The 15156-nt window shown below is 45.1% G+C and carries 15 protein-coding genes and 1 pseudogene; 14 read left to right on the forward strand and 2 right to left on the reverse strand.

Annotation, left to right across the window (positions count from 1 at the left end; genetic code table 11):
• The first annotated feature begins 30 nt into the window (after positions 1-30).
• The 11 genes and pseudogenes from JRJ22_RS14130 to JRJ22_RS29565 all read left to right on the forward strand — a co-directional run bounded on the left by JRJ22_RS14130 (position 31) and on the right by JRJ22_RS29565 (position 7076).
• Positions 31-1701 carry an FAD-dependent oxidoreductase gene (locus JRJ22_RS14130; protein WP_052098483.1) on the forward strand — a complete coding sequence of 557 codons (1671 nt, stop codon included), beginning with the start codon at positions 31-33 and terminating at the stop codon, positions 1699-1701.
• 111 nt (positions 1702-1812) lie between these two features.
• Positions 1813-2478 carry a hypothetical protein gene (locus JRJ22_RS14135; RefSeq protein WP_038696181.1) on the forward strand — a complete coding sequence of 222 codons (666 nt, stop codon included), beginning with the start codon at positions 1813-1815 and terminating at the stop codon, positions 2476-2478.
• Positions 2479-3204, forward strand: a complete 726-nt coding sequence (locus JRJ22_RS14140) for a cytochrome c biogenesis CcdA family protein (protein WP_082451809.1) — start codon at positions 2479-2481, stop codon at positions 3202-3204.
• Between the two features lie 15 nt (positions 3205-3219).
• Positions 3220-3774: a TlpA family protein disulfide reductase gene (locus JRJ22_RS14145; protein WP_038696183.1), complete on the forward strand. Its 555-nt coding sequence runs from the start codon at positions 3220-3222 to the stop codon at positions 3772-3774.
• A gap of 17 nt (positions 3775-3791) precedes the next feature.
• Positions 3792-4439 (forward strand): thioredoxin domain-containing protein, encoded by a 648-nt coding sequence (locus tag JRJ22_RS14150; protein ID WP_206100178.1) that lies wholly within the window; start codon positions 3792-3794, stop codon positions 4437-4439.
• Between the two features lie 87 nt (positions 4440-4526).
• Positions 4527-4850, forward strand: coding sequence for a thioredoxin (trxA, locus tag JRJ22_RS14155; RefSeq protein WP_206100179.1), 324 nt, complete (start codon positions 4527-4529; stop codon positions 4848-4850).
• A gap of 167 nt (positions 4851-5017) precedes the next feature.
• A pseudogene (locus JRJ22_RS14160) lies at positions 5018-5383 on the forward strand (sulfite exporter TauE/SafE family protein); the annotation flags it as partial.
• Between the two features lie 98 nt (positions 5384-5481).
• On the forward strand, positions 5482-5751 hold the full coding sequence (locus tag JRJ22_RS14165) for a metal-sensitive transcriptional regulator (RefSeq protein ID WP_038696191.1): 270 nt from the start codon (positions 5482-5484) through the stop codon (positions 5749-5751).
• A 47-nt stretch (positions 5752-5798) separates the two neighbouring features.
• Positions 5799-6116 carry a rhodanese-like domain-containing protein gene (locus JRJ22_RS14170; protein WP_038696195.1) on the forward strand — a complete coding sequence of 106 codons (318 nt, stop codon included), beginning with the start codon at positions 5799-5801 and terminating at the stop codon, positions 6114-6116.
• A 206-nt stretch (positions 6117-6322) separates the two neighbouring features.
• The gene (locus JRJ22_RS29755; RefSeq protein ID WP_408637899.1) at positions 6323-6613 is read left to right on the forward strand and encodes a rhodanese-like domain-containing protein; all 291 of its coding nucleotides are present in this window, start codon (positions 6323-6325) and stop codon (positions 6611-6613) included.
• Positions 6501-7076 carry a rhodanese-like domain-containing protein gene (locus JRJ22_RS29565; protein WP_332461330.1) on the forward strand — a complete coding sequence of 192 codons (576 nt, stop codon included), beginning with the start codon at positions 6501-6503 and terminating at the stop codon, positions 7074-7076. Before JRJ22_RS29755 ends, JRJ22_RS29565 begins: the two co-directional genes overlap by 113 nt.
• A gap of 571 nt (positions 7077-7647) precedes the next feature.
• Here the strand turns inward: JRJ22_RS29565 and JRJ22_RS29850 are convergent.
• The gene (locus JRJ22_RS29850; RefSeq protein WP_232380841.1) at positions 7648-7953 is read right to left on the reverse strand and encodes a hypothetical protein; all 306 of its coding nucleotides are present in this window, start codon (positions 7951-7953) and stop codon (positions 7648-7650) included.
• A 65-nt stretch (positions 7954-8018) separates the two neighbouring features.
• Positions 8019-9302: an erythromycin esterase family protein gene (locus JRJ22_RS14190; RefSeq protein ID WP_206100181.1), complete on the reverse strand. Its 1284-nt coding sequence runs from the start codon at positions 9300-9302 to the stop codon at positions 8019-8021.
• 173 nt (positions 9303-9475) lie between these two features.
• Here JRJ22_RS14190 and JRJ22_RS14195 point away from each other — a divergent pair, with 173 nt between their 5' ends.
• The 3 genes from JRJ22_RS14195 (at position 9476) to JRJ22_RS14205 (ending at position 15156) form a co-directional block, all read left to right on the forward strand.
• Complete coding sequence (locus tag JRJ22_RS14195; protein WP_206100182.1) at positions 9476-11767, forward strand: hypothetical protein; 2292 nt, start codon at positions 9476-9478, stop codon at positions 11765-11767.
• A 141-nt stretch (positions 11768-11908) separates the two neighbouring features.
• A complete protein-coding gene (locus JRJ22_RS14200) occupies positions 11909-12106 on the forward strand; it encodes a response regulator (RefSeq protein WP_206100183.1) in 198 nt (65 codons plus the stop codon).
• A gap of 134 nt (positions 12107-12240) precedes the next feature.
• Entirely contained in the window at positions 12241-15156 is a 2916-nt protein-coding gene (locus JRJ22_RS14205) for an ATP-binding protein (protein WP_206100184.1), read from the forward strand.

A 15156-nucleotide genomic window follows, 5' to 3' on the forward strand; every position in this document is an offset into this window, starting at 1 on the left:
GCTTATGATTAATTAGAAAGGTGGACCCTAATGAAAAAGAAAGTGCTCATTGTTGGCGGAGTAGCAGGCGGAGCGTCGGCCGCTGCTCGACTTAGACGATTGGACGAAAATGCGGAAATCATCATGTTTGAGCGGGATGCACACATTTCTTTCGCCAATTGCGGCCTTCCGTATTATGTGGGTGAAACGATACAAGATCGCTCGAAGCTGATGGTACAAACTCCCGAGAGCATGAAAGCCCGGTTTAATCTCGATGTTCGCATTCATAGTGAGGTCACCGGAATCGATACGAATGAAAAGACGGTTACTGTTTACAGCAAAGAAAAGGGCATTTACAAAGAGAGCTATGATTATTTAATCCTGTCTCCCGGTGCAAAACCGCTCAAGCCGCCGATTCCAGGGATTGAAAGCAACTTGATATATACGCTTAGAACTATTCCGGATACGGATCGAATTAAAGCTCATGTCGATCGGGAAGGGATCCAAAGTGCGATTGTCATCGGTGGTGGTTATATCGGTGTCGAAATGGCCGAAAATCTTAGACACCGGGGTCTGGAAGTGACTTTAGTTGAAGCAGCACCGCATATCTTGGCGCCATTCGATTCTGACATGGTGACGTTCGCTGAGAAGGAGCTTGAGGACAACGGAGTGCGATTGCTGCTTGGAGACGGGGTTCAATCTTTCGAAGAGAAGGACGGGAAAATTTCCGTTACCTTGCAGAGTGGAAGAAAAGTCTGTGCAAACTTGGTGATTCTAGCCATTGGTGTTGCTCCAGATACCGGTTTCTTGAAGGATTCAGGCATTAAATTTGGAGCTAGAGGCCATATCCTGGTAAACGAATCGATGCAAACCAACTGCGACGGCGTATACGCTGTAGGGGATGCGGTTGAAATCTCGGACTTTGTATCCGGACAACAAGCGGCAGTCCCTTTAGCAGGACCGGCAAACAAACAGGGACGAATAGCAGCCGATCACATTTGCGGACTGCCATCAGTTTACAAGGGGTCTCAAGGCACCGCTATTATCAAGATCTTCGGTTTGACCGGTGCAAGTACGGGAAGTAACGAGCGGATGCTCACAAAATTGAATACACCTTATCGAACGGTCTATGTTCATCCAAGTTCCCATGCCACGTATTATCCTGGAGCGAAGCCAATTGCCCTGAAACTGCTATTTAATGATAAAGGCACTATCCTTGGCGCGCAAGCATTCGGGGAGGAAGGTGTAGATAAACGGATTGATGTGATCGCTACCGTCCTTCGATTGAAGGGAACTGTGAACGATCTTGCCGAGTTAGAACTGACGTATGCGCCTCCGTTCTCTTCTGCGAAGGATCCGGTTAATATGGCAGGATACCTGGCACAAAATGTATTAGCTGGACGGACTGAGGTGGCGACGTTAAATGAGGTAGAGAACATCAATCCGGAAGACCAAATCCTGCTGGATGTAAGAACAAAGGCAGAATATGATCAAGGACATATTGAAGGAGCACTGCATATCCCGGTCGATGAATTGCGGGCAAGAAGCAACGAACTTGATCCAAATAAAGAGATCTTTGCTTACTGCGCCGTTGGGATGAGAGGATACATCGCTTCACGAATCCTGAACCAAAAGGGCTTCCAAGTGAAGAACGTGACAGGCGGTTATCGCAGCTATTCCATGTCGAAATTCACACCAGCTGATCATCAAGAAATTTTATAGGGTGTATAAGAGAGAACGAAAGGGACCTTAAGTCCTTTCGTTCTATTTTTTTCTTTATCATTTCTTAACATAGGATCGATAATATGACCGTTAAAGCGAGGAGGGGACACTTTGTATACGATTCAGGTTGGATCATTCGTATTGAATGGGCAAATATTGCTGTTTTTCGCTTTTGGTATGGCAGGATGGGCTGCTCTGCGGAGTTATGAGCGAAAAATGAAATGGAAATATGAACTGGGGGCCATTTCTTTTCAAGCGTTCCTGATCTGGTTGTTGGTTTGGAAAGGAAGTCTCCTATTATGGGAGCCAGCGTCGGTGATCCAGCAACCTTTATCGTTAGTTTATTTTGACGGTGGAGTCAAGGGACGGTGGGCTGCGTCTTTATCCGTTATAGGATATCTTTTTTATCACCTGATCAAGAGGAAAATGTCTTTTCTTATGGTTGCAGAAGCAGCTACGATTTATCTGTTGGGCGGGTTAACGGTTTACGATCTTGGATTGTCATGGTTTGTACCGGAGCAAAAACTGACACTCCTGGCCACTTCTGCCTTGTCCATCTTGATCGTGCTCTCCTTCCTATTAGCTGAAGGACAGATTCTTTGGACGGGATTAGTAGAGAGAGGGTTATGGCTGTGTATCGGTTTAGTAGCGATTGGATTCCTGAATTCCAACAGAGTATCCGTATTCCTGTCCTTCGACTTCCTCCAAATCGCAGGGATTGCCGCTGCAGGAGGGCTATATCTTATTTTATCGTTATTGAAAAGGAGGGACCTCTAAGTGGATCTGTTGACGATGTTTATCGCTCTCGCAGCAGGAGCCTTATCCTTTCTCTCGCCCTGCGTGTTTCCACTCATTCCAGCTTATATCTCCCATATCACCGGGTCATCTATTCAGAATAACAAAATGGAGGTTAACCGAAAGCTTTTGTTGGTTCGCTCCATCAGTTTCATCATCGGTTTCAGTGTTGTCTTTATCGCGATGGGAGCGTCGGCGAGTATGGTTGGTCGGATTTTTGCGGAACAGAGGGAACTGATACAAAAGGTGAGCGGGCTTCTAATCATCTTGTTCGGGATGCAGATGATCGGATGGCTGCAGCTTCGTTGGTTTATGTCGAATAAGTCCTGGGATACAGGAAAGATTCGATCGAATGGCGGCATGGTGCGATCCTTCCTAACGGGACTAGCCTTTGGTTCCGGCTGGACCCCCTGCGTTGGACTCGCTTTGTCTTCCATACTTCTGATGGCCGGTTCGTCGGAAACGCTCGGAATAGGGATATGGATGCTGGCTATTTATTCTTTAGGACTTGGCATCCCGTTCCTTATTATCTCATGGGTGCTGACTTATTCAACCGGCATTATGAAGAAAATGAATAAGTATGTTCCTGTGCTTTCCAAAATCAACGGCTTAATATTCCTGGGGCTTGGCTTGCTGCTATTTACGGGTCAACTTCAGAAGATCAGCGCATGGCTCGCCAAATACACACTATTCGATATTACACTATAAAGAGGGGATAAGTGGATGAAGAAAAACTGGTTGGCACTCCTTGTTCTAATTGGACTTGTTGGTTATGGGGTTTATGACTACGTAACCGGGACTACGAAAGAATCAAAAAAGGAGCAAACGTCGGCTTCGAACGAAAATCAACCTATTGGAATTGAAAAAGGACAACGGGCACCGAATTTTACATTAAACGACTTAAACGGGAATCCGATTCAATTGGCAGATTACCGCGGGAAAAAGGTCCTGATTAACTTCTGGGCTACATGGTGTCCGCCGTGCCGTGCAGAGATGCCGCATATGCAACAGTTTTATGAAGACTACCAGAAAGACACCGTCATTTTAGGAGTTAATTTGACAGCCACCGAAGATAGCCCCAAAGACGTTAAACCGTTTATCGAAGAGTTTGGATTAACCTTCCCCATCGTTATGGATGAAGAAGGGACTCTTATGACAGACTATATGGTGATAGCCTATCCCACCACCTATGTCCTCGATGAACAAGGCGTTATTCGTGAAGTATTCCGTGGAGCTATCAATTACGAGATCATGCAAAAGACGGTTGATGCTTTTTAGAAGGAAGGGAAATCAGGATGAGACAGTCTGTTCGTAATTTACTCCTGTTCACTGTGACGGCTTGCCCAATGGGGAGATCTATGAAGACGGTGGTTCAAGAGGTCGTAAACCAGATGGAGAGGATGGAATATAAGCTGGTGTATGCTGATGTCCAGGAAGAAATCACGAATCAATATGGTGTCACTCATAATCCGACTCTTGTTTTCTTGGATGAACAGGAGAGGGAGTGTTATCGGGTGGAAGGCTTTAAAGAGACGCAAAAAATCATCGATATCATTCAACATATTGATTCGGGAGAGTTAACTGCAACACATAATATACAGAACGCGCTAGTAAGGCAGGAAAGATATACGGTTTATCTGTTTAAAGGAAACAAACCTGTTCCGGTCGAAATGACATATACCAATAAGACGGCAGTGGTCGCACCAAGAATTACAGCGATACGTCAATTGCTGGCCGCAAAGAAGGAGGGACTAGAGAATCCTTTTCCTCCAAATTCAGAGTTACTGGAAATTGACTTCGCAGATCACAAGGCAACTATAAAAATTCAAGTGCACAGCTCTGGTTCATCGATGGCAGTCGAGAAAATGCAAATAGCGGTGTTATACACTTTAGGACACTTCGGAATCCAGAAAGTAAATCTTCAGTTTATCCGCACACTATGAAGTTAAAATTGGCAATTGACAAAGAGCTCCGGTAATCATAATATATACCTATAGGGGTATAAGTTTAAAATAGAGGAGGAGAACCGCATGGCAACAATGAAAGTGACTGACGGTACAATGGAACAGGTTATTCAGAATAACAATCTGGTTCTAGTTGATTTTTGGGCACCTTGGTGTGGACCGTGCCGAATGATTGCACCCATATTGGAGAATTTAGCCGAAAAGGTTGGAGATCAAGCCATTATTGCGAAGCTGAACGTGGATGAGAATCCGGTTGGAGCAACGAAGTATAGAATCCAGGGGATCCCGACCTTAAAGCTGTTTCATAACGGAACCGAAGTTGAAACCTTCGTCGGGGTACAACCGCTAGAACGGTTTACGGCAGCTATTACGAAATATGCAGGGAACTAAACAATATCAACGAGAGGCTAATCAGTTTAAGACTGATTGGCCTTTTCTTATGCAGTCCATTGCATTTTCCGTCATAACCGATCTTTTTTTCCATAAATTAAAAGCAAATCCTAATGAAAAGACGGTGGGTTATACATGAAGTCAGTCTCGAAGAACAGTCGGATCATCTAACATTCAATAAAGTCATTGCAATAGGCGCGGCTATATTGGTAGGGATCGTTTCAGGAATCGTAGGAGCAGGCGGCGCATTTATTCTTATTCCTATTATGCTTACCGTTCTCAAAATACCCACTCGTACAAACATAGCCTCCTCGCTTGCTATCGTCTTTATATCAGCAATCGGTGGGTTAATCGGTAAAATCTCGGCTGGGGGTATTCCTCTGGAACCTACAATCTATACTGTAATCGGAAGTCTACTGGGAGCACCTCTTGGATCCAGGATAAGCTCCAAAATTAATGTTAATGTGTTGCGTTACGGATTAGTCATCTTAATTGCCCTCACGGCAGTAAAAATCTGGTCTTCCATTTTATAGTATTCAGTGAATTTCCTTAAAGAGTGTTGTTTTAATGATTTTTCGCGTTATAATACCTATAGGGGTATAAGTATCAAATTAGAAGGGTGATCTTAATAATGGATTACAATTATCTGAATGAAATGAAATCACGTTTACGCAGAATCGAGGGCCAGGTTCGGGGTGTGCTGCGAATGATGGAAGAAGGAAAGTCGTGCAAAGAAGTTGTCGCTCAATTGTCTGCCGTACGCAATGCATCCGATAAAGCTATTGCCCAAATCGTCGCGGAGAATCTGCATCAATGTATTTTAGCTAAACAAGCTGAGGGTAACCAAAATACCGAGAAAATGGTCAAGGAAGCCATCGCGCTTTTAGTCAAAAGTCATTAACGGATAGCTTTAACATTAATAATAAAAAGAATAAAGGAGAGATTAACATGGCATTCAAAATTTCAAAAGAAATCACACCCCAGAAGGTAGCAGCGCAGCTCAAGAAAGGGGAGTCCCTTATTATGCTGGATGTTCGCGAACTAGGAGAATGGGCAGAGGGACACATCGCCGCTGCCAAGCATATTCCGCTTGGACAGCTTTTGGAACGGCAACAGGAGCTGGATCCTGCACAAGAAACCATTGTCATCTGTCGAAGCGGAAGCCGGAGCGGTCTGGCTTGCGAACTGCTAAATGAAAAAGGATATAATGTCGTGAATATGACCGGTGGGCTTAATGCCTGGACGGATGTATTGGTTTGTGAATAAAGCCTTACAGGACAGTACTGCAGTAACTGGAGGCATAATCAGCAGCTGCAGCGCTATTGAAAGGACAGGACAACATGATAACACTTTTGTACTTTTTGACTGGAGCAGTGATCTTATGGTTATTGCGCCAGTTGTGGCCCGTTCGTTCACTTTCCTATATAAATGTTCACCACTGGGTCCAAGCTAAGGAAAGTTTAAATTTGAAAATGCTCGATGTCAGGGATGCTTCGGATTATTTGGAAGGACATATTTCCGGGTCGATAAATATATCTTTAGGGCGTCTTCTTTATGTATGGCAACAAGATCTATTTCCTGATGATAATGTACTAATTCTGTCCAACAATTGGTACCAAAACAACAAAGCAGCAAGAATCCTCCGTAAGCATGGATTCCGTAGTCTATATGCAATACAAGGTGATGTTTTGTCTACACAAGCATGCTTTCAAAAAACACCCTCAAAAGGAGGAAGGCATTGTGAACACAGGTTCAATCATTAATATAGCAGTGATTATATTGTTGCTCTGGTTTGTCTATTCCCGTGTAAGACCGGCCAAAGGATTAAAGGCACTGGGCACTAACGATTTCCAAAATGTGCTGGAGAGCACTGAGAAACGGATGCTCATAGATGTACGGGAGCCGGGAGAGTATAAGACTGGATATATCAGCGGGGCGAAGAACATCCCATTATCCCAACTGTCGGGTCGCTTAGGGGAAATCCCTAAGGAAAAAGATGTTTTTCTATACTGCCGTAGTGGGATAAGAAGCAAGAATGCGGCAAGAATTCTACTGAAAAACGGCTATACAGGCCTTGTTCATCTGCAAGGTGGCATACTTACGACAATAGATACATGTTCTTGTCCTTTAAGGATATATGTTCTTGTCCTCCGACAACAAAACTTTATCCAAATACAAGGGTGGATTTCGAGCTACATACATATGTACAAAATACGGGTTTTGTGAAGAAGAACCGGGTGAATAAACTTGAATAGCCTAACTCAAGCCTTTTTTCGGATAATTCGTTTCTTTTGCTTGTAATTATATTTAATGATATTTTCTGCTCTTTTTCTCTAATTATTTCGTTCATATAATTATTCTTTTGAATTTTGTAAAAGACTTTTTCTTGGCTTTGTACCTTGAATCGCTTGAATCATCCAATGAATGTCTCCGGAATTGATTTATCTTGATCCTGTAGCTCCAGCTGCTTGATTTGGATTTGATGCATGAAATCTACACTTATTTGATCTACACAGCAAGATTCAATTAATCCGTTCATTCATCAGGCTATAATATTCCATATTCTCCGTTAACCAGCTCGGGCTTATTATAACTTGTGGTATTCTAGATGATATTTTATAGTTATAACTACAGTTTAGAGGATTCTGCTAGCTGCATCCGTTTCGTCTCCTCTATACATGACTCTTCTCATTCATGACTGTTTCGCGAGAAACATTCGGATCGTCGTACATTTGAAGTCCCAGTCGACCAAATAATTCCAGATATAGTCACAAGAGCGCCAACGAATTGAGCCATACTATGCTTTCCCCTGATAAGGCAGATATAGCCATCGCTGATATGGGAACGATATTAAAGAATAAAGACGTTTTATTAGCACCGCTAAGAGATATACCTTGATTCCACCATAAATAAGGCAGTACTGAGCAAATAAAGCCATGAAAATCACAGCTAGCCAGGCTTCCATGATCTTAGTTGAAGTGGCTTCCCCCGTTGAAAAAGAAGAGTAAGGCAGAAAGAACACGACACCTACTGCCATTGTTATGGCGGTTGTTGCAAGTGGTGAACCATTGCCGGCGTATTTTTTTCCGAAAATTCCAAACAACGCCCAAAGATTGCTGAATTAATCGTTTCAGCAATCGAATCGAATCACTAATACTCGGTTTAGCTTCATCGGCTGCCCCGTTCAATTCCACCTGATAATTCTAGGGTTAAGGGTCTCAATGCTTTGGTGTGATTTAAGTAGATGAAAGCGTCATAACGCTTTGAGATCACTGTTGGTACATAGTTACCTCTTTCCCGTTCAGGATGATACACCACACCGATAGCACGATGCCCTACCATCATCTCATCAAGCGCATGATTCTCCGCGTCCATTAATAGCAGCTGATCCCGAGCTCCATTTCTATGCAGAAGTTCTTCCCAGCTGTTCTTGATTGCGGGTGGCACCTTCATTTCCTCCATGGGTGCACCCCAGCTTTTGCCGGCAATGACAGTCCCCTCATAAGTTCCGAAACCGATAGCGTACACTTGGCTGCCATATTGTTCCCGCAGAAGCTGTCCAACATTCACCATACCTTCACTCGCCATATCCGTTGCCCGGGCATCTCCGATATGTGTATTGTGCTCCCAGACCAGCACCCGCGCATTCTCCCCGTGAAAATCCATCAGCTTCTCCAGTGCCGACACCATGTGCCGGTCACGGATATTCCAGGAATCTGAGTCGTGGCGGATCATTGTACGATAATACGATTCCGCACCTTTTACAGCCATTGCATTTAATTCGGCACTAAGCGCATTCTCCTGATCATCCGGATGAGCTTCCTTCCATTTGTCCTGTAGCTTGCCAAGCAGGGTAATGACATCATCCTCACAGCCCTCCCCATACAAGGAAGCAGAAATCCCGTAAGATTGCTCATCTCTGCTAAAAGGTTCGAAGCACTCAAAAGCCTTCCGGGCTGCTTCAAGATCTGCTTGGTCCTGTGTAGCCAGATATTTCAGAATTTCATCCATGGACTCCCACAGGCTGTATACATCAATCCCGTAAAAACCGACCTTTTCCTTATCAGGTTTATCCTTATTGAAATCACGAAGCCACTCGGCAAGCTCCTGAATCTCCTTGTTAGCCCACATCCAGGTTGGCCAGCGGTTAAAGTCGTTCAGTGCTGCTCTCGCATCATCTGCGGCATCGGGATAACCTTTGATATAACGGTTTAAGGTGTAACAGGAAGGCCAATCCCCTTCTACTGCAATGAAACGGAATCCGTGCTCTGCAATCAGGCGTTTTGACAGCTCTGCGCGGACTGAATAAAACTCCGAGGTTCCATGCGAAGCTTCACCTAATAGCACATACTTGGCTTTTTCCGCATGCATAATCAGCTTGTCCATCGATTCTTGGGTTCCAAAGGGTATAGCCAGCTGGTGTATAGATTCCATAATTAATGATTCGCTCATCCTTCATTTCTCCTCATATGAATTCATATTGTACAAAGTTTGCACATTTTGGAGTATAAACATGCGGTTAAGAGATTGAACCTGCCTTTTATTATCGTGTAGTTGTTGCTGGCCAAGTATTATCATGTTAGTTTTATACTGATATTGTTGAATTTTGGGAGGGATTATGAAAATTGAAAAAACTAGCAGTAGCGGGAACACTCCTTCTGCTCATTATCGTTGTAGCCTTTGTGCTTATGCGCGACAGAAAAACAACCGTGATGGAGGATACCAACGATAATATGCAAGTAATCACACCTTATAAGAATGCAGGTAACTTCTACACTGCCCAAATTACTGGTAACCGTCTCCAGGTTTATGAAAAGAATGCTTGGAAGGATATGCAGATCAAAGGAGTCAATATCGGGATGGCCAAGCCCGGAACATGGCCCGGCGAAGGCGGAATTACGGAGGAGGAATATTACCGCTGGCTGGAAATGATCTCAGCTATGAACGCCAACGTGATACGGGTATATACACTGCATCCTCCCGGATTTTATAACGCCCTGAAACGGTTTAATGACTCGCATGAGTCGAAGCTATATGTGATGCAGGGTGTATGGATAGATGAAGAAACGCTGAATTCCACAATGGATGCCTTCCAGCCGGACAGTCTGGAGCCTTTTAAACAAGAAATCGAAAATGTTATTCATGTGATCCATGGAAATGCGGAGCTTCCGCCCAGACCCGGACACGCGAGCGGCAGCTATAAGGCTGATATATCTCCCTATGTGGCCGCCTGGATCCTGGGAATCGAGTGGGATCCTGCCATGGTAAACCAAACGAATCTTGTGAATGCAAGTATCGGGGATTATGCGGGGAAATATGTTTATACGGAGCGTGCAGCTCCTTTTGAAAACTGGCTGGCTAGTATATTTGATCATACTTTGGATTATGAACTGGCTAATTATCATTGGCAGCGGCCCATTAGCTTCACCAACTGGGTGACGACAGATCCTCTGGATCATCCGGCTGAGCCCTCTGACACAGAGGATATGGTGTCGGTGAACCCCGATGTGATTCATTTAAAAGAGGACATTCATACCGGCCAGTTCGCTTCCTATCATGTGTATCCGTATTATCCGGAATTTATGAACTATGAGCCTGCTTATCTGAAATACAAAGATCACCGCGGGGAACTGAATAATTACGCAGCTTACCTGAAAAATCTCAAGAACGCCAACTCTCTTCCCGTCCTTATTGCCGAATTCGGTGTGCCAAGCTCCAGAGGGTTAACGCATGAGAACCCCTTTGGTAAGAACCAGGGGTTCCTCTCCGAAGATGACCAGGGCAGAATCAATGCCGGCTTGTATGAGGATATTGTCTACGCAGGTATGATGGGCGGACTGGTCTTCACCTGGCAGGATGAATGGTTTAAGCGAACCTGGAACACGATGGATTTGGACAACCCGGACAGACGGCCCTATTGGTCCAACGCGCAGACAAACGAGCAGCAATTCGGCCTATTAAGCTTCGACAGGCTCAAAATCCTGGTGGACGGCAGCACGGAGGATTGGGAAGCAAGTGAAACTGCAACTCTTTATGAGAAGGAGTCAGGACCGATTCAATCAGGTGGTGACGGACAGGATGATCAGCGCACATTAAGCAAGGTATTCGCCGCTCATGACGAACGTTATCTTTATTTACGGCTGGATTACAAGGATATGGATAAAGACAATCCCTTTAAGGCTATGAATACAATGATCGCATTCAATACTCTTCAAGGGCAAGGTAACATGGATCTGCCGAAGCATACCGGAGCCAGGGCTGAAGAAGGCATAGACTTCGTGGTTCAGTTTCAAGGGGAAGATTCATCACGGATTGTTGTTGACAGTTACTATGATCTGTTCCAGTTCCAGTATGGAGACCAGCTCACTGAGGCGCTATCTTACCCTATTGCGAAAAATAGCGGCCGCTTCCACCCGATCCGGCTCCCGCTGAATAAAAAAACAACCATTCCCTCCAACGGGCAAGAGTTGCCGTTCACCTTCTACGAGACAGGAAAGCTTATGTACGGCAACGGTAACCCGGAGGCTGAGGATTATAATTCACTGGCTGATTTCTATGTGAACCGGGATAAGGCTATGATCGAGCTGCGGCTGCCCTGGTCCCTGCTTAATATCAAGGACCCGAGCACTCGCGAAATTCATGGAGATGTCTGGAATGGAGGAATGCAGAGCAGCAGCCTTATTGATGGCATAGATATTGCTGTGATCACTTATAAGCCCGGCTCTGACGGGAATGCGGCACCTCTGGAGACTTCTTCCGGCACATTGCGGGTGGCAGACTCTTTTCCGGCAGCCGATATGAGCGGCAAACTCGCCAGCATGTCCCGGTACCAATGGGAATCCTGGGATCTTCCACAGTCGAAAGAAAGACTGAAGCAATCATATTATGTAATTCAGGAGCTCTTCAAAAACGAGTAGATATCCATTAAGTTTCGGCTCGGAAGTTTTCATATTTTCTATTATTTATAGCAAATAGGCACGAATACACATGTATAAAATCGCCTTTTGTCGTATAGTGGAGTTAAAAATTTACAATCTGCAAACTGGGAGCTGACAACCATGACTGAACCCCACCTTCTGATCGCTGACGACGAAGCCGTTCTCCGCTTTTTGATAAGTGAAACACTGGAAAATGAAGGTTATACCATTACTGAAGCGTCTGACGGTAAAGAAGCAATTCAAGTGATTAATGAAACTTCCTTTGATCTTGTCATCCTGGATTATATGATGCCGGAAGTGACTGGTATAGACGTATGATGAAAAGGTCTATGGAAAAAGGATTAGCTGTCAACCTAACCCGGGCAGTATACCGCTTAGTGTACACTTTAGCATTTATAATGATATCCACCAGCTTATTCGTTAATTATCAAGTCCAGCAAAATGGAGCTTCCATGGAGCATAAGCTGGATGAGCTAAACCGGCTGCAGGATGCAGAAACGAACTTCCGCTCGGTTGTTTCCAGCTTTAGAGCTCATTTGGCTTACGGAAGAGATGAATTTCTTGTTGATATACAGACGTACAAGACCCGGTATCATGATTATCTGTCACAGCTGATCACCGACAGCTCAATTGAATCACAGGGTTCAGGGAAATACACTGATCTCCATACCCTCGGTGACGAATACTTTAATCTTCTGGAAACCGGTCTTTCGCTTAAGCAGGCCAATCAGATGGCACAGATCAATGAACTTTCTATCACCAAAATCACTCCACTGGTAGAGACAATCGATAAACAGTTTGAGACATTGGTTCATTCAGAGCGGGAGAACCTCACAAAGCTGACAGATAAAAACAAGAGATTGAATACGCTGCTGCTGTGGGCTCCTCTCATTATGCTGGCTGCAGCTGTTTTATTCGTCTATAGGCTCCGGAATCATCTGCGCAGAACAGTCATATCCCCTATTCAGGAGATGGAGTCTGTGGTCCGGGAGATTGGCGGAGGTCAGTTCAATTACCTGGAGGAAAGCGGGCGTAAGGACGAAGTCGGGCGGCTAGTCACAGGGATCAATATCATGATCTCACAGCTGCAGAACCGTCAGGAGGAGCTGGATCATCATCTGAGTAAATTATCCGAGCAGCATGATGAACTGGAAGCCTTGAATGAAGAAATCATGACCCAGCAAATGGAACGCCAGCGTACACTTGATTTATTGACAGAACGGGAAGCGAAGCTTGAGACGATCACCTCTTATCAAGAGCATCTGACCGGGTTTGCGGAAATAGATACATTCCTGAACAATTCCCTCACCTCCTTAGTTAAGGCACTGCGTCTCGATGCTGTACAGCTGATGATGGGCATAAGCAATGATACCTATGAATGCCTCTACACGCTGGGTTACCCTAAGCCGAGAAACCAGATCATGAGTGACCAGTTATTTGGCCCCGCCCGGCGTGTTATACATGAAAAAAAACCAATCGTAAGAACAAGACCTTTATCCGGAACAGAACGCGGGGTTCACGGTGGATATGAATACGCTTGCGACCAGTATTATCCCTTGTATGATGACACACAAGAGATCGAGGGCTTCCTGCTGCTGACCACCTATGGTGTTAAAGAGCCCTCGCAAGGCAGTCTGGATACAGCCGAAGGTCTTGTCAATCAATTCTTTCTTGCGTTTGTCGCTCAGGTCGCTAATGAGAAACGGCGGAAACAGGCCGAGGAGCTTGAAATTCTGAACAAACAGCTTGGTAGGGAAAAGATGCTTCTGGGTGAGCAACGGGACCGTTTCCGCCGGATTGTCGATTCACTGCATGAGGGGATTATAATTTGTGATTATTCAGGGGAAATATCTTTTGTTAACAAACCGATTACCAAGCTTCTATCCGAGGAGGTCAAAGTCGGTTCCAATATAGAATGGTTGTATGAGAATCCCGATATTAATTTCTCCGTCCGGACAGTGCTGCGCAATCAGATTACACTTGCTTTGGGCGGTTCAATGAGTGACTTCCGGGAATTCCGGGAATTTTTCTCCATCGGCAGTGACAAGCATTTTGAAATTTATCTTAATAATTTGAATGAGCTGAACGAAAAAGATCAATTTTTATTCGTCTTCCGTGACCGCACGGAGGAAGAGGCTGCGGATCGCTTGAAAAATGAATTCGTAAGCATTGTATCCCACGAACTTCGGACTCCTCTCGCGAGTATCATGGGGTTTGTAGAAATTCTATTGAAAAGAGAAGTTCAGCCCGCCAAACGGATAAAGTATCTGGAAACAATTCACAATGAATCCATCCGTCTGTCGAGCCTGATTACCACTTTTCTTGATCTGCAGCGCATGGAGTCAGGAAAGCAGAATTATATTCCTATACCACTGGACCTGCGGAACGTTGCGGACAAAGTCGCGGCTCAGTGGAAAAATACGCAAACTCATCGCATTGTTACCGACTTCCCTGACGAGCCATGTTATATAAAAGGAGATACTGACCGTATCATTCAGGTCCTGCACAATTTGATCAGTAATGCAGTTAAATATTCACCTGGTGCAGATCTCGTCAATCTGCGGATTCGCCCGGAGAATGGGGATTGGGTGATAGATATACAGGATTACGGCCTCGGCATCCCCGATGAGTCCAAGGATCAGTTGTTTAACAAATTCTATCGGGTTGACAACTCCGACCGGCGGCAGATTGGCGGAACGGGTCTGGGTTTGGCAATCGTCAAGGAAATGGTAGAAGGTATGGGCGGAGCCGTATCCTTCCAATCCAAACTCGGCCAAGGCAGCACGTTCAGTGTCAGCTTCAACACCTTCCAGCTGGTACCGCTTAGCGGAAAAATTGTAGTGGTGGAAGATGACGATACCTTGGGCAAGCTGATTGCCGCACCTTTCGAGGAACGGAATTATGAAGTGTATCTTATGGATACGGCCGAAGAGGCCCTGCTGCATCTGAATTATACAGTAGGCCTCCCTCCTCTTCTGTGCATCGTAGATGTGCAGCTTAAAGGCGAGAAATCCGGCTGGGACTTCGTTTCGGGTCTGCTGAATCATGAGTTCTTCCGTTCTACACCTGTCATTGTCTCCTCGGTGTTGGAGCGGCCGGACATCAGCTACTCGGAATATCAATATGGGGCTTATCTCCAGAAGCCGTTTACCGTTGAACGGCTTCTCGAGCTTGGGGAGCAGCTGATTAAGCAATCTAACGGCTCGCCCCGGCTGATCCTGCCTGTCCATAACGAAGAAGAAGTCAAGGCTTCCCTGGAGCAGAACGGGATTGAAGTTGCTGAGTTGAACACCTCGGAGGACTTTATAAAGGTGGATCTTGGACCCGTTACCAAGGGTAACACAGAAAGAGAGGAGAACGATTTTTAG

Origin of the sequence: Paenibacillus tianjinensis (genome assembly GCF_017086365.1) — a bacterium.
GTDB classification, from domain to species: Bacteria; Bacillota; Bacilli; order Paenibacillales; family Paenibacillaceae; genus Paenibacillus_AQ; species Paenibacillus_AQ tianjinensis.